This is a genomic window from Sphingomonas glacialis, from assembly GCF_006439055.1.
Classification (GTDB): Bacteria; Pseudomonadota; Alphaproteobacteria; order Sphingomonadales; family Sphingomonadaceae; genus Sphingomonas; species Sphingomonas glacialis_A.
The window spans coordinates 119,505-141,550 of record NZ_RCZC01000007.1 but is presented as its reverse complement, the minus strand read 5'-3'; the positions used below and the strand labels follow the sequence as shown (position 1 = coordinate 141,550).

17 protein-coding genes are annotated in these 22,046 nt (G+C 67.4%); 14 read left to right on the top strand and 3 right to left on the bottom strand.

Annotation, left to right across the window (positions count from 1 at the left end):
- Window positions 1–93: 93 nt before the first annotated feature.
- The 10 genes from leuC (at window position 94) to EAH76_RS18945 (ending at window position 8,915) form a co-directional block, all read left to right on the top strand.
- Window positions 94–1,503 (top strand): 3-isopropylmalate dehydratase large subunit, encoded by a 1,410-nt coding sequence (gene leuC / locus EAH76_RS18990; RefSeq protein WP_140851844.1) that lies wholly within the window; start codon window positions 94–96, stop codon window positions 1,501–1,503.
- The gene (leuD, locus tag EAH76_RS18985) at window positions 1,500–2,123 is read left to right on the top strand and encodes a 3-isopropylmalate dehydratase small subunit (protein ID WP_140851843.1); all 624 of its coding nucleotides are present in this window, start codon (window positions 1,500–1,502) and stop codon (window positions 2,121–2,123) included. The genes leuC and leuD overlap by 4 nt, the downstream gene beginning before the upstream one ends.
- A complete protein-coding gene (locus EAH76_RS18980; RefSeq protein WP_140851842.1) occupies window positions 2,120–2,749 on the top strand; it encodes an isochorismatase family protein in 630 nt (209 codons plus the stop codon). Before leuD ends, EAH76_RS18980 begins: the two co-directional genes overlap by 4 nt.
- Before the next feature lie 178 nt (window positions 2,750–2,927).
- Window positions 2,928–3,860: a hydroxymethylglutaryl-CoA lyase gene (locus tag EAH76_RS18975; RefSeq protein WP_140851841.1), complete on the top strand. Its 933-nt coding sequence runs from the start codon at window positions 2,928–2,930 to the stop codon at window positions 3,858–3,860.
- Window positions 3,857–4,540 carry an isochorismatase family protein gene (locus EAH76_RS18970; RefSeq protein ID WP_194151044.1) on the top strand — a complete coding sequence of 228 codons (684 nt, stop codon included), beginning with the start codon at window positions 3,857–3,859 and terminating at the stop codon, window positions 4,538–4,540. The genes EAH76_RS18975 and EAH76_RS18970 overlap by 4 nt, the downstream gene beginning before the upstream one ends.
- A 117-nt stretch (window positions 4,541–4,657) precedes the next feature.
- A complete protein-coding gene (locus EAH76_RS18965) occupies window positions 4,658–5,551 on the top strand; it encodes a polysaccharide deacetylase family protein (RefSeq protein ID WP_140851840.1) in 894 nt (297 codons plus the stop codon).
- Complete coding sequence (locus EAH76_RS18960) at window positions 5,548–6,465, top strand: polysaccharide deacetylase family protein (RefSeq protein WP_140851839.1); 918 nt, start codon at window positions 5,548–5,550, stop codon at window positions 6,463–6,465. The genes EAH76_RS18965 and EAH76_RS18960 overlap by 4 nt, the downstream gene beginning before the upstream one ends.
- Complete coding sequence (locus tag EAH76_RS18955) at window positions 6,462–7,316, top strand: alpha/beta fold hydrolase (RefSeq protein WP_140851838.1); 855 nt, start codon at window positions 6,462–6,464, stop codon at window positions 7,314–7,316. The genes EAH76_RS18960 and EAH76_RS18955 overlap by 4 nt, the downstream gene beginning before the upstream one ends.
- Window positions 7,317–7,425: 109 nt before the next feature.
- The gene (locus tag EAH76_RS18950) at window positions 7,426–7,761 is read left to right on the top strand and encodes a hypothetical protein (protein WP_161989094.1); all 336 of its coding nucleotides are present in this window, start codon (window positions 7,426–7,428) and stop codon (window positions 7,759–7,761) included.
- Window positions 7,758–8,915, top strand: coding sequence for a class I SAM-dependent methyltransferase (locus EAH76_RS18945; protein WP_140851836.1), 1,158 nt, complete (start codon window positions 7,758–7,760; stop codon window positions 8,913–8,915). The genes EAH76_RS18950 and EAH76_RS18945 overlap by 4 nt, the downstream gene beginning before the upstream one ends.
- 66 nt (window positions 8,916–8,981) lie before the next feature.
- Here the strand turns inward: EAH76_RS18945 and EAH76_RS18940 are convergent, their stop codons facing one another.
- Window positions 8,982–11,978, bottom strand: a complete 2,997-nt coding sequence (locus EAH76_RS18940; protein WP_140851835.1) for a TonB-dependent receptor plug domain-containing protein — start codon at window positions 11,976–11,978, stop codon at window positions 8,982–8,984.
- A 261-nt stretch (window positions 11,979–12,239) separates the two neighbouring features.
- Here EAH76_RS18940 and EAH76_RS18935 point away from each other — a divergent pair, with 261 nt between their 5' ends.
- Together EAH76_RS18935 and EAH76_RS18930 are read left to right on the top strand one after the other, a co-directional pair.
- The gene (locus tag EAH76_RS18935) at window positions 12,240–13,514 is read left to right on the top strand and encodes an MFS transporter (RefSeq protein ID WP_241659791.1); all 1,275 of its coding nucleotides are present in this window, start codon (window positions 12,240–12,242) and stop codon (window positions 13,512–13,514) included.
- Window positions 13,511–15,130 carry a glycoside hydrolase family 43 protein gene (locus tag EAH76_RS18930; protein WP_140851834.1) on the top strand — a complete coding sequence of 540 codons (1,620 nt, stop codon included), beginning with the start codon at window positions 13,511–13,513 and terminating at the stop codon, window positions 15,128–15,130. Before EAH76_RS18935 ends, EAH76_RS18930 begins: the two co-directional genes overlap by 4 nt.
- A gap of 7 nt (window positions 15,131–15,137) precedes the next feature.
- Here the strand turns inward: EAH76_RS18930 and EAH76_RS18925 are convergent, their stop codons facing one another.
- Entirely contained in the window at window positions 15,138–16,166 is a 1,029-nt protein-coding gene (locus EAH76_RS18925; protein ID WP_140851833.1) for a LacI family DNA-binding transcriptional regulator, read from the bottom strand.
- Window positions 16,167–16,454: 288 nt separating this feature from the next.
- On the opposite strand from EAH76_RS18925, the gene EAH76_RS18920 reads away from it, so the two are divergent.
- Window positions 16,455–18,416 (top strand): glycoside hydrolase family 127 protein, encoded by a 1,962-nt coding sequence (locus EAH76_RS18920; protein WP_140851832.1) that lies wholly within the window; start codon window positions 16,455–16,457, stop codon window positions 18,414–18,416.
- 42 nt (window positions 18,417–18,458) lie between these two features.
- Entirely contained in the window at window positions 18,459–20,894 is a 2,436-nt protein-coding gene (locus EAH76_RS18915) for a glycoside hydrolase family 95 protein (protein ID WP_140851831.1), read from the top strand.
- A gap of 14 nt (window positions 20,895–20,908) precedes the next feature.
- On the opposite strand, the gene EAH76_RS18910 is transcribed toward EAH76_RS18915, so the two are convergent.
- Window positions 20,909–21,991: a LacI family DNA-binding transcriptional regulator gene (locus tag EAH76_RS18910; RefSeq protein WP_140851830.1), complete on the bottom strand. Its 1,083-nt coding sequence runs from the start codon at window positions 21,989–21,991 to the stop codon at window positions 20,909–20,911.
- Between the last annotated feature and the right edge of the window lie 55 nt (window positions 21,992–22,046).

Below are 22,046 nucleotides of genomic sequence, written 5' to 3'. Positions count from 1 at the left end.
GTCCGCCAACCGGATAGCACGACGAGCGGCTAGGGAAACGCGCGCCGAAAAGCCTAGCCCGGGTCGCTCGCATCCCGAGCAAACTGGAATGCCATGCCCTCGACCCTCTACGACAAATTGTGGGACAGCCATCTCGTTGCCGATCTGCCCGGCGGCGAGGCGTTGCTCTATATCGACCGCCATCTCGTCCACGAGGTGAGCAGCCCACAGGCGTTCCAGGCGCTGCGCGACGCCGGGCGCAGGGTGCGCCGCCCCGAGACCCATCTCGCGGTCGCCGACCATGCCGTGCCGACGCGCGCGCGCGGCGGGACGATCGCCGATCCGCTTGCCTCGGCGCAGGTTGCCGAGCTCGAGGCCAATGCCGCGGCATTCGACGTGCCGTATCGCCGGCTCGACGGCGAGGGCCAGGGGATCGTCCATGTCATCGGCCCCGAGGCGGGCTTCACGCTGCCCGGCATCACGCTCGTCTGCGGCGACAGCCATACGACCACACACGGCGCGTTCGGCGCGCTGGCGTTCGGCATCGGCGCGAGCGAGTGCGGCACGGTGATGGCGGCGCAATGCCTCAAGCAGACGCGCGCCAAGACGATGCGCGTCGAGCTCACCGGAACGCTGTCGCCACACGTCACCGCCAAGGACGTCGCGCTCGCGCTGATCGCGCGGATCGGCGGGCTGGGGGCGGCTGGCCATGCCGTCGAATATATCGGGCCGGCCGTCTCGGCGATGTCGATGGCGGCGCGGATGACGCTGTGCAACATGACGATCGAGGCCGGCGGGCGGATCGGCCTGGTCGCGCCCGACGAGACGACCTTCGCCTTCCTCAAGGGCCGTGCGATGGCGCCGCAGGGGGCTCCGTGGGACCAAGCGGTTGCCTATTGGCGCACGCTCGGCTCGGACCCGGAAGCGGTGTTCGACAAGAGCGTGACGCTCGACCTCGGCGAGATCGCGCCGCAGGTGAGCTGGGGCACCGCGCCCGACGACAGCGCGCCGATCACCGCGCGCGTCCCCGATCCGACGACGCTCGCCGACCCGAGCGCACGCGCGAAAATGGAGAAGGCGCTCGCCTATATGGGGCTGAGCGCGGGCACCGCGCTCTCGGGAATCGCGATCGACCGCGTGTTCATCGGATCGTGCACCAACGGGCGGATCGAGGATTTGCGCGCGGCCGCGGCGATCGTCGCGGGCCGCCGCGTCGCGCCGGGCGTCACCGCGATCGTCGTGCCGGGATCGACCGCGACCAAGCATCAGGCCGAGCACGAAGGATTGGACGCGGTCTTCCTGGCCGCCGGGTTCGAATGGCGTCATGCCGGCTGCTCGATGTGCGTCGCGATGAACGACGACCGGTTGCTGCCGGGCGAACGCTGCGCCTCGACCTCGAACCGCAATTTCGAGGGGCGCCAGGGGCCGGGCGGATGCACCCACCTGATGAGCCCGGCGATGGCGGCGGCGGCGGGGATCGCCGGGCACCTCGTCGATGTCCGCACGCTGGAGCCGGCCCGATGACCCCGTTCACAACGCTGTCGGGCACGGCCGCCCCACTGCCCGAGGAGAATGTCGACACCGACATCATCTTCCCCGCGCGCTTCCTGCTGATCACCGCGCGCGCGGGGCTCGGGCGCTATGCGTTTCACGATCGGCGCTTCGATGCGCAGGGTGCCGAGATCGCCGGTTTCGTGCTCAATCGGGCGCCGTGGCGTGACGCGCCGATCCTGCTCGCGGGTGCCAATTTCGGCTCGGGCTCGAGCCGCGAGCAAGCCGTCTGGGCACTGCTCGGCCAGGGCATCACGTGCGTGATCGCGCCGAGCTTCGGCGAGATCTTCTACGGCAATTGCTTCCGCAACGGTGTCTTGCCGATCCGCCTCCCCACCGCTTTGGTTACCGCGCTGACCGAGCGCGCAACGGCGGGCGAGCGTTTCGCGATCGATCTCGAAGCGCAGACGCTGCGGGTCGGCGACGACCCACCGATCGCGTTCGAGGTCGGCGCCGAGCAGCGGCTCGCTTTGCTCAACGGCTGGGACGAGACCGCTTTGATCCTCAACGCCAGCAGCGACGATATCACCGCGTTCGAGGCGCGGCAGAAGACCCTCCAGCCCTGGCTGTACGACATGGGAGCATCACGATGAGCGACGATCTGGCCGCCAATTACGCCAAGGCCTATGGCACCCGCGTCGGCTTCGGCGCCAAGCCGGCGCTGATCCTGATCGATTTCTGCCAGGGCTATTTCGACCCGGAGTGCGATCTCTATTCGGGGGTCGAGGATGCGCTCGCCTCGGCGCTGCGGGTGCGCGCGGCGGCGCGGGCGGCGGGCGTGCCGGTGATTCTGACCAATGTCGTCTATCATCCGCTCGCGCTCAACGGCGGGCGTTTTTACGAGAAGGCGGCGCCGCTGCGCTATTTCCTCGAGGGCAGCGCGATGGGCGCCTGGCCCGCGGGACTCGTTCCCGAAGCCGACGAGTTGGTGGTCTCGAAGCAATATCCGAGCGCGTTCTTCGGCACCTCGCTCGCCTCCACGTTGACGGCGGTCGGGGTCGACAGCGTCCTGCTGACCGGGCTCACCACGAGCGGCTGCGTCCGCGCGTCGTGCGTCGATGCGATGTCGCACGGCTTCCGCACCGCGGTGGTCGCCGAGGCGTGTGGCGACCGGCATCCCGGTCCGCACGAGGCCAATCTGTTCGACATGAACGCGAAATATGCCGATGTCGTGAGCGAGGATGAGGTGGTGGCGTTTCTGGGCGGCTTGAAGGTCTAACCGCGCTGCCTCGGCAACGATGGCGAACTGCGCATCGATCATCTCGCTCGTCATCCCCGCCGCGGGCGGCGTCGGTATCCGACATTCGAGATAAATCTTCAAAAGACCGATCTGTGAGATGACAGAGCGAATGCATTTGGTATAGCTATAGGACAAATTACCGCGAAACGGAACTTTGATGGCCGAAATCGACGTCCTGGTAAGTGAGGTTGGCCCGCGCGACGGGCTCCAAAGCATCACCCGCATCATGCCGACCGCGGCTAAAAAGGCGTGGATCAGCGCCGAAGCCGCCGCCGGCCTGCGCGAGATCGAGGTCGGCAGCTTCGTCCCCGCCAAGCTCCTGCCGCAGCTCGCCGACACCGCCGAGATCGTCGCGCACGCCCGCACGATTCCCGGACTGACGGTCGCGGTGCTGGTGCCCAATGCCAAGGGCGCCGAGGCGGCGATCAAGGCCGGCGCGCACAAGATCACGCTGCCGCTGTCGGTCAGCGAGACGCACAGCCTCGCCAACCTCCGTCGCACGCACGAGCAGGTGCTCGCCGAGGCGAAGCTGATCGCCGAGATGATCAAGGCGCTCCCGACGAGCGAGCGGCCGCATTTCGAGGGGTCACTGTCGACCGTGTTCGGCTGCACGCTCGAGGGGATGATCCCCGACGCCCAGGTCGCCCGCCTCGCCGAGTCGCTGATGGCGGCGGGGTGCGACGAGGTCGGGCTGTCCGACACGACCGGTTTTGCCGACCCGGCGGCGGTCAAGCGGCTTATCACGCTCGTCAAAGCCGCGGCGGGCGATGCCGCGCTGACCGGGATCCACCTCCACAACACGCGCGGGCTCGGGCTCGCCAATGCGCTGATGGCGCTCGAATGCGGGCTGACCACGCTCGATTCTTCGCTCGGTGGCCTTGGCGGCTGCCCATTCGCGCCGGGGGCTTCGGGCAATATCGTCACCGAGGATCTGTGCTTCATGCTCGCGGCGATGGGGCTCAGGACCGGCATCGACCTCGACGCGCTGGTCGCGGTACGGTCAATCCTCGCCGAGGCTTTGCCGGGCGAGCCGCTCTACGGCTTCCTTCCGGATGCCGGCCTCCCGCTTGGATGGAAAGACGCAGCATGACGATCATCGGAACCAAGATGGTGCGCTCGGACAAGACCGCGCGCGAGCTGTTCGAAGAGGTGATGGCCAATCCGGCGCGCAGCAAGTTCGGCTTCGGGAGCAAGCTCGCGATCGTGAACATCGATTTCCAGAACGCCTATACGCGGATCGACGAGTTCAAGACCGCGTACGAAACCGACCCGCGCCAGATCGAATATGCCAACACCATCTCGCGGCTCGCCCGCGAGAAAGGCATGCCGGTGATCTGGACCCACGTCGCCTATATGGACGATGCGAGCGACGCCGGCGTGTGGGGCACGCGCACCGACACGCCCGACAGCCTGCAGAACATCAAATACGATTCACGCCGCCATGCGTTCGATGATCGCTGCGAGATCGATCACGCCAGGGATGCGATCTACACCAAGCGGATGCCCTCGCCCTTCTTCGAGACGCCGCTGCAGAGCCTGCTGGTGTGGCACAAGGTCGACACCGTCGTGATTACCGGCGGCTCGACCTCGGGCTGCGTCCGCGCCGCCGCGGTCGACAGCCTCAGCCGGGGGTATCGCACGATCGTCCCGATCGAGACCTGCGCCGACAAGCATGAGAGCTATCACTTCGCCAATCTGACCGACCTTCAGCTGAAATATGCCGATGTCGAGCCGGTCCAGACGGTGATCGACTGGCTGGAGGCAAAGTGATGACACCGTCCCTCATCCCGTCATCCCCGCGAAAGCGGGGATCCCGCTTCTTTTCCCCCGTCGCGAAGAAGCGGGATCCCCGCTTTCGCGGGGATGACGGAAGGGAGGGCAACCATCATGCATGAAGGCGCCCCCGACCCCGAGCTGTACGATTTCTCCCCGTACCGCGGCCGCAAGCCGCTGGTCTGGCCCGGCGACAAGAAAGTCGCCGTCTGGGTGTCGCCCAACCTCGAATATTACGAGATCGACCCGCCCGCCAACCCGCACCGCAAGAGCTGGGCGAAGCCGCATCCCGACGTCGTCGGCTATGCCCACCGCGACCATGCCAACCGCGTCGGCCACTGGCGGATGGCCGAGGTGATGAGCAAGCACGGCTTCCCCGGCTCGGTCTCGCTGTCGGTCGCGCTGTGCCAGCATCACCCCGAGGTCGTCGCCGACGGCGCGGCGCGCGGCTGGGAGTTCTTCAGCCACGGCATCTACAATACGCGCTACAGCTACGGCATGGATGAAGTGCAGGAGCGCGCGATCATCGAGGATTCGATCCGCACCGTGCGCGAGGCGACCGGCCAGACGATCCGCGGCTGGCTCGCCCCCGCGCTGACGCACACCCCGCGCACGCTCGACCTGATCGCCGAATACGGCATGGATTATACCTGCGACCTGTATCACGACGACCAGCCGATGCCGGTCAGGACCGCCAGCGGCGACCTGATCTCGATGCCCTATAGCCTCGAAGTCAACGACCATTACGGCTTCTTCATCTACAATATGAGCCCGCGCGAATACGCTCGGACGCTGATCCGCCAGTATGAGCGCCTCGCCGACGAAGCGGAAAACCAAGGCGGTGCCGGCGGCACGGTGATGTGCATCCCGCTCCATTCCTACCTGATCGGCCAGCCGCATCGGATCGGCGCGTTCGAGGAGGTGCTGCGGCATATCGCCGCCGACGGCCGCGCCTGGATCACCCGCGCCGGCGACATCGCCGATGCCTATCGGGGGCAGATCGCATGAGCCTCGCGCCCGATTATCTCGAATACGCCAAGCGCCGCTTGGGGTATGACCACGACCTCTATCCCTACGAGACGTTGCCGAAGCGCGCGCCGATCGCCTGGCCCAACGGCAAGACCGTCGCGGCGTGGATCGTCGTCAGCCTCGAATGGTTTCCGATTCTACCCAGCGACACGCCGTTCCGCGCGCCCGGGCACATGCAGACGGCCTATCCCGATTACCGCCACTATACCGCGCGCGAATATGGCACGCGCGTCGGCTTCTACCGGCTGCTCGATGCCTTCGCCAAGGCGGGCGTGAGCGTATCGGTCGCGGCGAACAGCGCGATCGCCGAACGCTATCCCTCGATCATCCGCGACGTGGTCGCGGCCGGGCACGAGATCATCGCGCATTCGACCGACATGAACGGCACGATCGCCAGCGGCCTCCCGATCGCGGAAGAACGCGCGCTGATCGCGCAGTCGCTCGACACTCTCGAAGCGGTCGCGGGAACGCGGCCGCGCGGCTGGCATTCGATCGCGCGCTCGCAGAGCTTCAACACCGTGCCGCTGCTCAAGGAAGCGGGCGTCGACTATTGCGTCGACTGGGCGAATGACGAAGCGCCCTGGGCATTCTCGAACGGCCTGATCAACGTGCCACTCAACCACGAACTGTCCGACCGCCAGATCCTCAACGTCCAGCAGCAATCGGTCGACAGCTATGCCGAGCAGATCCTCGACGCGCACGACTGGCTGACCAAGGAGGCCGAAGCGCAGGGCGGCGGGCGGCTGCTGCCGCTCCACCTGACGCCGTACATCATCGGCCTGCCCTATCGCATGGACGCGTTCGAAGCGCTGCTCGCTGAGCTCGCGGCGCGACCCGCCACCTGGTTCGCGCGGGGCGACCAGATCGTCGATTGCCTGGGCGGCCCTTCGTGACCGAGCCCGGCGCTGCGGTCGCTGGAAAGTTCGGCGCGCACGTCACCCGCGCATACGCGCCAAGCCGCATCGGTCAGCTGCACTATCGCATCGCCGCGCCGGCCAAGGATGCTTCGGCGCCACCCTTGCTGTGCCTCCACCAGACCCCGTCGAACAGCGTCGATTGGGAACCGTTGCTCCCGTTGCTCGGCGCGGACCGCGTCGTCGTAGCGGTCGATACGCCGGGCTATGGGATGAGCGACGCCCCACCCGCCCCGCTCACGATCGAGATGCTCGCCGCGGTGATGGCGGAAGTGATGGCGCATCTCACCGAGCACGGGATCGTGCCGCCGGGTCCGTTCGATCTGCTCGGGCAGCATACCGGATCGGTGATCGCGACCGAGCTCGCGCGCGCCTTTCCGGCACGCATCCGCCGTCTCGTCCTGTTCGGGCTCGCCGCCTTTCCGCCCGAGATCCGCGCGGCGCACCTGGCGATGCTGCGCGCCGCCTTCCCCGCCCCCGATGCCACGCTCGCGCATGTCGAAAAGCTCTGGGCGGCGATCGGCGCGCTGAGCGATCCGCGGCTCGGCGCCGAGGCGCGCCACCGCCACATGGCCGAATGCCTGCGCGGCGGATCGCGCATCGCGTGGGGCTATGAATCGGTGTTCGCTTACGACTTTCTCGGCGCGATCCCGCAGGTGACGCAGCCGGTGCTGGTGATGAACCCCGAAGACGATCTGTGGGATGTCACGCTGACCACCGCCGGGCTGTTCCCCAATGGCGAGCGCTTCGACATGCCGGGCGTCGGCCACGGCGTCCTCTCGCTCGAGCGCGACCGGGTCGCCGCCCGCATCGAAGCGTTTCTGGGATGAAACCCACCACCTCGACTGTCCGCCCAGCGACCAGAGCAGGATTGCCGTGGTCGCCGCGTGGCACGACGCCTACGCTCCGCGCCAAACCCCTCGAGTCCGAAAGATGCCCGTGACCCAACATCGGTTACCGCGTACCCCCAAGAAGCTCGATCAGATCCCCGGCCAGCGCGGCCAGGACGAGCAGGCGATCGCCATGATCCTCGCGCTCACCGCCGAGCTCAGCATCGTCCGCGCGCGGCTCGACACGTGCGAGCGGCTGCTGGTCGAGGCCGGTGTGTTCAAGCCCGACGCGATCGAGACCTTTACGCCGGACGCAGCGGCCTTGGCCGAACGCGAGCAATTGCGGACCCGCAGTATCGCCAAGATCCTGCGGCCCCTGCACGAGCTGGCACAACAGGATCTCGCCACGGTGACCGGCGTCGCGCACAAGGAGCAGACAGTATGAGCGGTTGGAACGAAGGTGCCGTCGCGCAAACCCACCCCCTGATCGCCCAGCCGTCGCATGACGAGCTGGTCGAACAGCTCTTCATCCGCGATCTCAAGCTCCACGTGATGCAGACGCTCGAACCCGCGCAGAAGAAACTGGCCGGGGCGATCGTCGCACAGACCGAGACGAGCGCTGCGCCGAGCAACGATCCGGTCGGCGATCTGCGCGGGAAGATGGAGGCGCTCGACAGCTTCCGCACCTGGCTCACCGTCAAGCGCGAGTCGCAGCGCCAGCTCTGGGCCGCGGTCGGCGACAGCGTCGAGCGCCAGGCCGACCAGCTCGAGGCGCTCGCCGATCTGCCGACCCCGCTCGGCTCGGTGACGCTCGACGCAGCGTTCGACGTGCCCGCCTATATCGACCGCGGCGACATCCATTTGATGCCCGGCGGCAACGCGCATGACGACGGCTCGATCCTGCAGGGCGCGGTGATGGACCGCGGCGGCGCGGTCTATATGCTCGGCCGCAACGGCGGGATGCTCAACGATCTGCGCGGGCAGACCGCGATGGCGCATCTGCTGACGGTCTATCCCGAGATCGAGCCCAAGCGCATCCTCGACATGGGCAGCGGGATCGGCACCAGCACCGTCCCCGCCGCAATCGCCTTCCCCGATGCCGAGGTGCACGGCGCCGATGTCGGCGCATCGATGCTGCGCTACGCCCATGCCCGCGCGGAACATCTCGGCGCGCGCGTCCTCTTCTCGCAGCAGAATGTCGAGAAGACGAACTTTCCCGACGGCCATTTCGACGTCGTGTTCAGCTGCGTCGTGCTGCACGAGACCTCGCAGGCGGCGATGGCCAACATCCTCGCCGAGAGCCACCGACTGCTCCGCCCGGGCGGCGTCGCGATCCATCTCGAAGTGCCGCTGATCCACAATTTCGGCGATCTGTGGGAAGAGCTCTCGTCCGAGCTCGAAGCGCAGTTCAACAACGAGCCCAATTGGCGCGGTGCGCTTTCGGCCGATTATGGCGCGCTGATGGAGGCTTCGGGTTTCACCGACGTCAAGGTCGGCTATCAGTCGACCGCGTTCCAGGCGCGCAGCGGGCCGCTGGTGTTCAAGGACACGTCGGACGGCGTGTTCCGCTCGTGGTTCGTGACCTCCGGCCGCGCGTGAGACGACAGGAGCGGGCCGGTCGCCCGGCCCGCTCCCCGCTGAACTCCCATCGCACCCCGTCGCGCGTCAGAACTCGAAGCGCACCCCGACGCGGTAGAGCCGCCCGACGATGTCGTACAACGCCGGGTTGGCATAGGTCGGCGACGGTGCCGGATCGTGGTCGAACGCATTGTCGACCTTGAAATAGGCGGTCAGCTTCTTGGCGAAGGTATAGGACCCGCCAATGTCGAAATAGAATGCGCCGGGCATGAAGTTCTTGTCGATCGTCGGCGCGTTGGTGGTCGAGACCGGGCAATTGCCCGCGGCGCAGACGACATATTGGTTGCCGTAATTGCCATCGCTGAACCACCGTTCCTGCAGCGTGAAGCTGAAATGGTCGTTGGCATAGCTCTGGATCGCGAGCCACTTCCAGCGCGGCGTCGATCCGGTGTTGACGCCTGCCGAGTCGGTCGGCGCGACACCAGGGAGGCCGGGATCGGTGATGAACTCGAAGATGTGCGTCGCGAGCGCACGGATCGTGAAGGCCCCCGGAAGACCCAGCGGGCGCTGCCAGCGATAGCTCGCCTCGGCATCGAAGCCGTCGGTCTTGATCGACGCCAGATTGAACGCCTGGACGTTGATGAAGTTCGGCCCCGACTGGTTGTTGAGATTGTACGCGCTGCAGGTCTGCGGCTGGATGTTGCGGAAGCACAGATCGACGATCTGCGCCGCGCTCAGGCTCGAGATGACGTCCTTCACCTTGATCCGGTAGTAATCGAACGACAGGCTCAGGCCCGGCAGCCAGGGCGGGTTCGAATAGACCGCGCCGATCTCGGTATTGCGCGCATTCTCGGGCTTGAGGTTGGGGTTGCCGATCGCATTCTGGATCGCGACGACGTTCACGTTGCGTGTCGGATCGAGGAAATTGGGCAGCGTCGTCGTGACCGGCGCGGCGAACAGCTCGGACAGATTGGGCGCGCGCACATCCTTCGAGGTGACCGCGCGCAGCCGCAGACCGGTGATCGGCGTCTCCCACGTCCCCCCGATCTTCCACGTCCAGTTGGTGCCCGACGTGCTGTACCCGGTCACGCGCGCGGCGCCGTTGAGGTTGGCACGGCCCACGACATCCGATTTGAACAGCGGCAGGTTGAGCTCGAGAAAGCCCTCCTTGACGTCATACTTGCCGCTGCCGTTCTTGTAATTGCCCGCGTACCAATTGTTCCCGGCAGCGAGCAGCGTCGGGTCGGCTGGATAGTCCGCGGTGTTCGGGCTCAGGTCGGAGACGCCCGCGCCATAGGGGTCGGCGCGGACCGAATAGGCCTCGCGGCGATACTCGCCGCCGAACGCGACGGCGAGCGGCCCCGCCCACAGGTCGATCGGCGTGCCCGAGAAGGACAGGCTCGCAACGTTCTGCGTCATCCGCAGCCGCTGGAACGCCCCCTTCGCCGGCTGGACATATTGCAGCGCCGCCGCCGAAGGCGTCGCCCCGCCGATGATGTTGAGCGGCACACAGCCGTTCGCGCGCGCCACCGGATCGGCGCAGACGATCGCGCCGTTCAGCGAGATCGCCTGGATCGCCTGGTTGAAATGCGTCGAGAGCACGATGTTCTTGACGTCGACCGCGGTCGTATTGAGGCCATGCTCGTAATAGGCGTCATACGACCAGTCGGTCCCGAACAGCCCGAACTTACCCTTCAGCCCGCCGACGAAGCGATATTGCCGGCGATCGGTATCGACCCGCGTGTTGGGCAGCAGCGCGTTGGCGGTGCCGTACTGGAATTGCGTCACCCCCGCGGTCGCGCACGCCTGCTGCACCGATGCCGGGACGAACGGGTTGGCGCACTGCAACACCAGACCGGTCCTGTTCGCGCCATTGGTCGGCTGGTTGTGCGTCCGCACCTGGCCGATATTGACGGTGACATAGGCCTCGTTGTTCTCGGCGAAGTCGTAGCCGATGCGGCCATAGCCATCGACGCGCTGGATCGCCGATTGCAGCGTGCGGCCGGTGTCGGTGTTGCCCGACAGATCGCCCCCGACGCAAAAGCCCGGGAAGCAGCCGTTGACCGCGCCATTGGCGGCGCGCGACGGGGTGCCGTTCGAGCCGTATTGGAACTGGAACGGCTGCCCGGCCTTGTCGAACGCGATGCCCTGCAATGGCCCGGCGGTGATCAGGCCGTATTTGGTGAAATTGTACGGCTGCGCGTAATCGCGCATGACATATTGCGGCGAACCGTCATTGGTGACGTTGCGGTTGATCATCGTCGTCTGGGTGAACCAGTCGCGACCGCTGGCGAGGCTCGTGCCGAAATCACCCGGGCCGACGCCGCCCTCCTTGGCGAATTCGCCGCTGACCACGACGTGCAGCCGATCCTGCAGGAACGAGCGCCCGGCGGCGAGCTGGATGAGCCCCTGCCCGTCATCGCCGTACGTGCTGATGCCGCCCTGCACATTGCCCTTGATGCCGGTGAAATGCGTATCGGTGATGAAGTTAACGACCCCACCGACCGCGTCCGAGCCGTAGGAGGCGGAGGCGCCGCCGTTGACCACGTCGACGCGCTGAACGAGCAATTGCGGGAACAGGCTTATATCGGTGACGCCGGTGTAATACGCGCCGACGACGCGCTGGCCGTCGAGCAATGTCAGCGTGCGGATCGTGCCGAGTCCGCGCAGCGAGAAGGAGCTCAGCCCCTGCTGCCCGCTCGAGGTGCTGAAGGTGTTGGTGGTCGATCCGCTCGATCCCTGCAGCGAGGGCAATTGCGCGATCGTCGTGAAGATGTTGGGCTGCGCGTTGTTCTGGATCTGCGCGACGTCGACCATCGTGGTCGGCGTCGGCGCGGTGAAGCCGCTCGCCTTGATGCGCGATCCGGTGACGACGATATCGTTGGCGGTCTGGTCGGCCTGGCTGATGGCCGCGGCTTGCTCGGCTCCCTGTTGCGGGGCAGGCGCGGGTGTGGCGCTCTGCGCGAAAGCCGGTGTCGCCAGCGCGGCGATCAGCGCGACGGCACTGCCGCTCAGCAGCGCACGATTACGCCGCAGATTGACGACGGATTTGGAGTTCGGACGCAACGACTCTGCATGCTTCATGGATTTTCCCCTCTCCCTGAACCGCCGGTGGCTTGCGCACCTGACAGCGCTAAATGATCCCGCGACGCTGTGTCGCCGCACTACGGTAACGTTATCATCAATGGCTATCGAGACTTGACAGGAGAGTCAATACTCCGACAAGAAACTTCGCAATACGGCGCTGATCGACGTCTGAAACCAATCCAGGGCGCGCCAACGCTCTAGATATTCGACCCAAGCCGGGTATGTGAGCGTTACCATACGATCAGGAGACGGAGTCGCGTGAACGATACGGCACACCCCAGCACGCCGAGGTTGCGGCCGTTCCCCTATCTGCGCTGGAGCATCATCGCACTGTTCGTCGGCGCGACAATTCTCAACTATCTCGCGCGCTCGGTGCTCGGCGTGGCGGCGCCGGTGATCCTGCGCGAGCAGGCAATCTCGAGCGAGCAATATTCGTGGATCACCAGCGCCTTTCAGATCGGCGTGATGTTCCAGCCGGCGATCGGCTATCTGCTCGACGGCGCCGGGCTGCGGATCGGGTTCACGCTGTGCGTCGCGGTCTGGTCGCTGATCACCATGGCGCATATCTGGGCGCAAGGCTGGCCGTCCTTCGCGGGCTTGCGCTTCGCGCTCGGGCTTGCCGAAGGGTCGGCACAGCCGGCCGGGCAGAAGCTCGTCGCCGAATGGTTTCCGGCGCGCGAGCGCGGGCTGGCAGGCGGGATCTACAATATCGGCGCATCGTTCGGCGCGGTGTTCGCGCCGCCGCTGGTCGCCTGGGCGGTGCTGACGCAGAGCTGGCGGCTGGCCTTCCTGGTGGCCGGTGCGCTCGGGCTGGTGTGGTGCGTCGGCTGGCTGTTCTGGTATCAGACCCCTGCCCGCCACCGCCGCCTCAGCGCACGCGAGCGCATCCATATTGAATCCGGGCAGGAGCAACGCCTCTCCGCCGGCGCGAAACGCCAGCGCCTGTCCAAATTGCTCCGTCGGCGCGACCTGTGGGGGATCGCGTTGCCGCGGCTGCTCGCCGATCCGGTATGGGGGATGCTCTCGTTCTGGATGCCGCTCTATCTCGTGCGCGTACGCGGGTTCGACCTGACGCAGCTCGCGATCTTCGCCTGGCTCCCCTTCCTCGCCGCCGATCTCGGCTGCCTGTTCGGCCCCGCGGTGGTGGCCTATCTCCAGCGGCGCGGCGTCGACCTGATCGACGCGCGGCGCTGGGCCTTCTCGCTCGGCGCGGTGCTGATGACCGGAATGGCGTTCGTCGGCATGGCCTCCAACCCTTATGTCGCGATCGCCCTGCTGTGCCTCGGCGGGTTCGCGCATCAGACGCTGTCGGTGACGGTCATCACCATGGCATCCGACCTGTTCCCGCGCGACGAAGTGGCGACGGTCGCGGGGTTTGCCGGGCTGGCGGCCAATCTCGGCGTGCTGCTGTTCACGCTCGTTCTCGGGCGGCTGGTCGATCAGATCGGCTATGGCCCGTTCTTCCCGGTGCTGGGCATGCTTGATCTGCTCGGCGCCATTCTCCTCTGGACGCTGGTACGCAAACCCAAATGACGCACCTGACCAATCCCGTGCTGCGCGGCTTCAACCCCGACCCCTCGATCGTGCGCGTCGGCGACGACATCTATATCGCGACCTCGACCTTCGAATGGTATCCGGGCGTGCGGATCCACCACAGCCGCGACCTCGTCCACTGGCGGCTCGCGGCGCGCCCGCTCGAGCGCGCGAGCCAGCTCGACATGCTCGGCGATCCCGATTCGTGCGGCGTGTGGGCGCCCGACCTCAGCCATGCCCATGGGCGCTTCTGGCTGATCTACACCGATGTGAAGCGCTATGGGCAGACCACGGTCAACGGCGCGACGGGCGTGTCGCTGCGCGATTTCCACAACTACTTGGTCACGAGCGAGACGATCGAGGGACCGTGGTCAGATCCCGTGTTCCTCAACGCGAGCGGGTTCGATCCGGCGCTGTTCCACGACGATGACGGGCGCAGCTGGCTGCTCAACATGCTGTGGGACCATCGACCCGGCAGCTCGCGCTTCGCCGGGATCGTCATCCAGGAGCTCGACCGGGCGACGCTGACGCTGGTCGGCGAACGGCGCGTCATCTTCGAGGGGACCGCGCTCGGCTTCACCGAGGGACCGCATCTCTACAAGCGCGATGGCTGGTATCATCTGCTGGTCGCCGAAGGCGGGACCGGCTGGGACCACGCCGTCGTGATGGCGCGGTCGCGCTCGCTGTTCGGGCCATACGAGGTCCATCCCGACGGCCCGGTGCTGACCGCGGCAGGGCAGCGTTCGGGGCCGCTGACGCGGACTGGCCATGGCGATCTGGTCGAGCTTGCCGATGGAACGACGTGGATCGCCTATCTTTGCGGCCGCCCCCTGCCGGGGCGCGAGCGCTGCGTGATGGGGCGCGAGACCGCGCTGCAACCCGTGCAATGGGGCGATGATGGCTGGTTGCGAACGCTCACCGACGGCGCCGCGCCCGACCCGCATCCGGCGGCGCCTGCTCTGCCGTCCGCGCCTTGGCCCGAGATCGAATGGGACGGCGAATTTGCCGATCCGATGCTGCCCGAGGCATTCCAATGGCTGCGGACCGCGCAGACCGAGGCGCTGTTCAGCCTGACCGAGCGCCCCGGGCACCTCCGCCTCTACGGCCGCGAAAGCATCGGCAGCAGCTTCCGCCAGGCGCTGGTCGCGCGCCGGCAGGAGCATTTCCGCTACACCGCGACGACGCAGGTCGAGTTCGACCCGGTCAACTTCCAGCAGGCCGCCGGGCTGATCTGCTACTACAACAGCACCAAGTTCCACTATCTCCACATCACCCGCGACCAGGGCGCCCGCCAGCTCCAGGTGATGAGCGCCTGGCCCCACGATGGCAGTTGCACGATGACGCTGGTCACGGACGCGCTCCCCGACGGCGCGATCGATTTGCGCGTGGAGGTAGAGGACGACCGGCTCCGCTTCGGCTGGCGCCGCGCGGGCGACATGGCGTGGCACGACGCGGCCGGGATCCTCGATGCGAGCATCCTGTCGGATGAGGCCTCGCTCGGCGGATTGCCCAACTTCACCGGCACCTTTGTCGGCATGGCGTGCCAGGACATGGCGGGCACCGCGATCCCGGCCGACTTCCGCTCCTTCCGCTACGAAGGCAGCGATCCCGGCTGATCGGGCGTTATGCGTCCGATGGCGCGGCGGTCGACTGGCGGTGGACGATGCCATGCTCGAGGATATGGTCGCTCGAGGGCGCCGACGGCGCGGCGATCTCGGCGACGAGCAGGCCGAGCGCCTCGGCGGCGAGCTTGCGCACCGGCTGGTTGATCGTGGTGAGCGGCGGCCACAGCATCACCGCGGCGGTGGTATCGTCGAAGCCGACCACGGTCAGTTGCCCGGGCACGTCGAGATGCCGCCGATGCGCGACCGAGACGACCGCCGCCGCCATATCGTCGTTGCTCGCGAAGATCGCGGTCGGCGCCGACGGTGCGCCGAGCAACTGCTCGCCCGCGACGAGCCCCGAAGCATAGCTGAAATCGCCCTGCGCGATCATCGTCTGCACGTCGCCCGCCTCGCGCACGGCAGCGTGGAAGCCCGCGAGCCGCTCGGCGCTGGCCGACTGGTCGGGATTGCCGACGACGAAGCCGAGCCGCCGGTGGCCCAGCGCGATCAGGTCGCGCGTCATCTCATAGGCCGCGCGCCGATCGTCGATCCGCACGCAGATCGCGCCGTCCACGCCATGCGCGCCGACGCACGCGACGGGCAGCTCGGCGTCGCGCAGCATCTGCAGCACCGCCGGGGACTCGCCGAGCGGCGGCGCGAGGATGACGCCCGAGACGCCCGACGCGACGAAATCTTCCAGGTCGGATTGCGCCGGAGGACGCCCCGCCTCGCCTTTCAACAGGATCAGCCGCGCCCCGCGCACCGTCGCTTCCTCGAAGACGCCGGTCAGGAAATCGCTCATGAACGCCGCGCTCGGGTTCGAATAGATCACGCCGATCCGCAATTCGCCCGAGGTGACCAGGCTGCGCGCGGCGACGTTAGGCGAATAGCCCAGCGCCCGGATCGCCTCGACCACGCTCGCACGCGTCTCGGGGCCGACCCCAACGCGGCCGTTGATGACGCGCGATACCGTCATCGGGGAGACCCCGGCCCGTGCCGCCACGTCGATGATCGTCGCGCTACGTCCGCGCGTCGGACTTCTTGCCAATGCTCACACCCTTGCCGAGCTGTAGATTCGCCTCGCTACCAGCCGGAATGGCCTGCGCCCAGCGCGATCGCCATTCCGGAACGCTCGATCGCCGAAAAAGAGGCTGAGGATCATGTTTACGTTATCATATCCATGTCGCTCGTGGCGGGTGCGCCCAGCGGCAGGCGTAGCGGCCATCGTCGCTAACGAGCTGGCCATCGCCAGGCATGGGCACTTCGTCCCGAACTTGACATCGGATCGCGAGAAAGCGATTTTGTCCGACAAGAACGATACCAGGCGAGGTTTTGCATGTCCGATCACTGTTCCAGCCAGCCGCGCCGGAATTTCCTGCTCGGGGTCAGTGTCGGCGCGCTGGCAAGCTGCCTGCTCGTCGATCCCGCGCCGATCCTGGCGGCACCAGTTGCCGGCACCCCGCCCGTGACCAAGCTCCAACCGTTCGATATCGCCGATGTGACGCTTCTCGAGAGCCCGTTCCTCCACGCGCAACGCATGACCGAGGCGTATCTGCTGGCGCTCGAGCCCGATCGCCTGCTCCACAATTTCCGCGTCAATGCCGGCCTCGCCGCGAAGGCCCCGGTCTATGGCGGATGGGAGTCGGAGCCGATCTGGGCCGACATCAATTGCCAGGGCCATACGCTCGGCCATTATCTGTCGGCCTGTGCGCTGGCCTACCGGTCGACCAGGGATGCGCGCTTCAAGCAGCGCATCGAGCATATCGCGAGCGAGTTGGCGCAATGCCAGAAGGCCTCGAACAGCGGGCTGGTCTGCGCCTTCCCCGACGGCCCCGCGGTCGTCGCGGCGCATCTGCGCGGCGATAAGATCACCGGCGTGCCATGGTATACGCTCCACAAGATCTATGCCGGGCTGCGCGATGCGGTCTTGCTCACCGACAGCGCGACATCGCGCGCGGTGCTGTTGCGCTTCGCCGACTGGGCGGTCGTCGCGACCCGGCCGCTGAGCGACGCGCAGTTCGAGACCATGCTCGAGACCGAACATGGCGGGATGAGCGAGACCTTTGCCGATCTGTTCGCGATGACCGGCAATGCCGACTATCGCCTGCTTGCCGAGCGCTTCTCGCAGAAGGCGGTGCTCACCCCGCTGGCGCAGCGCCGCGATACGCTCGACGGGATGCACGCCAACACGCAGATCCCCAAGATCATCGGTTTCCAGCGCGTCTGGGAAGCGACCGGCAAGCCCGAATATCACGAGGCGGCGGCGTTCTTCTGGAAGACCGTGGTGCTCAACCGATCGTTCGCGAGCGGCGGGCATGGCGACAACGAGCATTTCTTCCCGGTGGCGGACTTCGCCGACCACGTCTTTTCCGCCAAGGGCTCGGAGACGTGCGGCCAGCACAATATGCTCAAGCTTACGCGGTCGCTGTTCCTCCACGATCCGCAGCCGGCCTATGCCGATTTCTATGAGCGCACGCTCTACAACGGCATCCTCGCCTCGCAGGATCCCGAGAGCGGCATGGCGACCTATTTCCAGGGTGCGCGCCCGGGCTACATGAAGCTCTACCATACGCCCGAGCATTCGTTCTGGTGCTGCACCGGCACGGGCATGGAGAACCATGTCAAATATCGCGACTCGATCTACTTCCACGACGCCGACGCGCTCTATGTGAACCTGTTCATCCCCTCGTCGGTGGCGTGGAAGGCGAAGGGCGCCGTGCTCACCCAGACGACGCGCTTCCCCGACGCGCCGGTGACGACACTCAAATGGACCGCGCAACGGCCCGTGCGCGCGGCGCTGCGCCTGCGGCATCCGGGCTGGAGCGCAACCGCGATCGTCCTGGTCAACGGTGCGGAGGTGGCGCGGTCCGCAAACCCCGCAAGCTATGTCGAGGTCGCGCGGACCTGGCAGAATGGCGACGTGGTCGAGCTGCGGCTGGCGATGGAGGTCGCCGTGCAACATGCGCCCGCCGCGCCGGACATCGTCGCGCTCACCTATGGGCCGCTCGTGCTGGCGGGCGCGTTGGGCCGCGCGGGATTGGCGCCCGGCGCCGACATCATCGTCAACGAACGCAAATATGGCGATTACAACGATGCGCCGTTTGCGGCGCCGATGCTGACGGGCAATCCCGACAGCATCGCGCGCGCGGTCACTCCCGGGGACCGACCGCTCGAATTCACGATCGCCGCGTCCAATCAGGCGCCGGTGCGCCTCGTCCCATATCATCGCATCGCGCACGAGCGCTATGCGACCTATTGGAAGCTGACGCCCGAGCGCCGGACCGACCGACCGACGTGACGATCCGGCGGCCGCTCTAGCCGACGCCGACGGGGAACCGCGATGCCATCGACCAAAACGCCCTCGGCCTTCAACCGCCGCGAAACGCTGGCCGCCGGGCTTGCGCTCGGCGCCGCGCCGTCGCTGCTGTCGGCCCAGCCGCCAGCGGCGCCGCAGCGCGATCGGCTCTGGTATCAGCAGCCGGCCGGGCTGTGGACCGAGGCGCTTCCGCTCGGCAATGGCCGGCTCGGGGCGATGGTGTTTGGGCGGGTGGCGCAGGAGCGCTTGCAGCTCAACGAGGACACGCTGTGGGCGGGCGCCCCCTACGACCCCGACAATCCCGAGGCGCTCGCCGCGCTGCCGCAGGTGCGCGCGCTGCTAGCCGCGGGGCGCTATAAGGAAGCGACCGATCTTGCCGCGGCCAAGATGATGGCCAAGCCCTTGTCGCAAATGCCGTACGGCTCGCTCGGTGACCTGCTGCTCGACTTTGCGGCGGCGCTGCAACCGAGCGCATATGAGCGCGAGCTCGACCTCGCCACCGGCATCGCCACCACGCGCTACAGCGATGGCGCAGCGCGGTACACGCGCGAAGCGTTCGTCTCGGCACCCGATCAGGCGATCGTGGTGCGGCTCGAGGCAGAGGGCGGAACGCTCGACTTCGACCTTACCTATCGCGCGCCCCGCGCGGTCCGCACACCGCGCGCGCAATTCGGCGAGGGTGCCGCGCCGCTCGCGAGTTCCACCACCGATTGGCTGCTGCGCGAGGACGCGGGCCCCGACAAACCCGGCGTCGTCATCGCCCCAGACGGCGCGCGCGCGATCCTGGTTACCGGCGGCAACGAAGCATCGAGCGGCATTCCGCCGGGACTGCACTACGCGCTGCGCGTCCATGCAGCGGGCGACGGCGCGATCGTCACCAGCGAACACGGCATCAGCGTGCGCGGGGCTCGGCAGGTGACGCTGCGGATCACCGCCGCGACAAGCTATGTCGACTTCCACGACACGGGCGGCGATGCGGTCGCCAAGGCGCGCGCGGCGGGGGTCGCTGCCGAACGGCACGCCTATGCGGCGTTGCGCCGCCGCCATGTCGCCGACCATGGCGCGCTGTTCGGCGGCTTCACGATCGACCTCGGCACCAGCCCCGCCGCCGCCTTGCCCACCGACCGGAGGATCGCGGCGGCCGAGGACGGCGGCGATCCAGGGCTCGCCGCGCTCTACCTGCAATATGGCCGCTACCTGCTGATCGCTTCGTCGCGCCCGGGGACGCAGCCGGCCAATCTGCAGGGCATCTGGAACGAGGGGACCACCCCGCCCTGGGACAGCAAATATACGATCAACATCAATACCGAGATGAACTATTGGCCCGCCGATCCCGCCGCGCTCGGTATCCTCATCGAGCCGCTCGTCCGGATGACCGAGGCGCTGGCGATCCGCGGCGCGAAGACCGCGCGGACGATGTACGGCGCGCGCGGCTGGGTGGCGCACCACAATACCGACATCTGGCGCGCGACCGCGCCGATCGACGGACCGCTCTGGGGGCTGTGGCCGTGCGGCGGCGCGTGGCTGTGCAACACGCTGTACGACCATTGGGATCATAGCCGCGACGATGCCTTCCTCGCGCGGCTCTATCCGCTGCTGCAGGGCGCGTCGCACTTCTTCCTCGACACGCTTGTCGAGGATCCGAACGGGCGCGGGCTCGTCACGTCGCCGTCGCTTTCACCCGAAAACGCGCATCCGTTCGGATCGTCGCTGTGCGTCGGTCCGGCGATGGACCGGCAGATCATCGGCGACCTGTTCGCCAATACGGTGGCGGCGGGACGACGGCTGCGGCGCGACGAGGCCTGGCTCGAACAGGTCGCGGGCGCGCGCGCACGGATCGCGCCCGACCGGATCGGCGCGGCGGGTCAGTTGCAGGAATGGCTCGAGGATTGGGACGAGGCCGCGCCCGACATCCACCACCGCCATGTCTCGCACCTCTATGCCGTCTATCCGAGCGCGCAGATCAATCTGCGCGACACGCCGGCATTGATCGAGGCGGCCAAGGTCAGCCTGCGCCGGCGCGGCGATCTTTCAACTGGCTGGGCGACCGCATGGCGGCTCTGCCTGTGGGCGCGGATGGGCGAAGGCGACCATGCGCACGCCGTGCTGAACGGGCTGCTCGGTTCGAAGCGCACCTATCCCAACATGTTCGATGCGCATCCGCCGTTCCAGATCGACGGCAATTTCGGCGGCAGCGCCGGGATCCTCGAGATGCTGGTCCAGTCGTGGGGCGGCGAGCTTCACCTGCTGCCCGCGCTGCCCTCGGCATGGCCCGACGGCGCGATCAGCGGCTTTCGCGCGCGCGGCGCGCTCCGCGTCGATCTGCGCTGGCGGCAGGGGCATCCGAGCGCGCTTGTCGTGCGCGGGACGGCGGGTTCGACGGTCGCAGTGCGATCGGGTGCCGAGCGGTTCGAGATCACGATCCCCGCTTCGGGACGCTTCGCGCGCGACTGGGGCTAGCGCCTGGTCGGCCGTCAGCCGAGGTGGCGTCGCGCCGTCGGGGCCGACCGCGGGACGGCATCGGACTGCCGGCGGATCAGCGTGTAGTCGACCAGCATATGCGGGTCGGCCAGCACCTCGGCATCGCCCGCGCGCTGCGCGCGGATCGCCTGTACCAGCAGCTCGACCGCCTTGCGCGACATCTCGGTCACCGGCTGGCGGATCGTCGTCAGTTCGGGCCAGATCGTCGTTGCGAGCGCGGTGTCGTCGAAGCCGCACACCGTCAGGTCGCTGGGGACGTCGAGCCCGCGCCGATGCGCGATCGCGACGCTCGCCGCCGCCATGTCGTCGTTCGACGCGAAGATCGCGGTCGGCGGATCCGGCAGCGCGAGCAGCACTTCGGCCGCGGCCAGACCCGAGCGATAGGTAAACAGCCCCTGCTCGATCAGTTCCGGCGCATCCTCGAGCGCCATGTCGGCCAGCGCCGCACGGTGCCCCGCGAGCCGTTCGGCGCTCGCCGCCTGGTTGGGGTTGCCGATGATGAAGCCGATCCGTCGATGCCCAAGCGCACCAAGATGGCGGGTCATGTCATAGGCGGCGCGGTGATCATCGATGCTGACCGACAATGCCCAGTCGGGCGCGCGCCCGGTCGCGACGGCGACGATCGGCAGGCCGGTCGCGCGGATCACGTCGAGCACGGCGGGTGAATCACTGAGCGGCGGCGGCAGCACGATGCCGTCGACCCGAGCACTTACCAGATGCGCGACCGCCGCCTCGGCATCGCGCGCATCGTCGCATTTCTCGACAAGCATCTGGACATTGCTACGGCTCGCCTGGTCGAGGCTGCCGACGAGGAATTCGCTGAGATAGGCAAAGCTCGGATTGGAATGGAGCAGGCCGATGCGGATCTCCTCGCCCCCCGCCAGCGTCCGCGCGGCGGCATTGGGCGCGTATTTGAGCGCGGCGACCGCGGCTTCGACGCGCTTGCGCATCTCGTCGCGAACCCCGCCCTTGCCGCTGACGACGCGCGAAACCGTCATCGGCGAGACGCCGGCATGCGCTGCGACATCGCCGACCGTCGGCACATTGTGCCGCCGCGAGCTGCGCGTTTCCTTCATGCCGATCCCTCTGCCCTCTCCTTCTACCGATAGGCGGAGGTCCGCCGCGGACGCA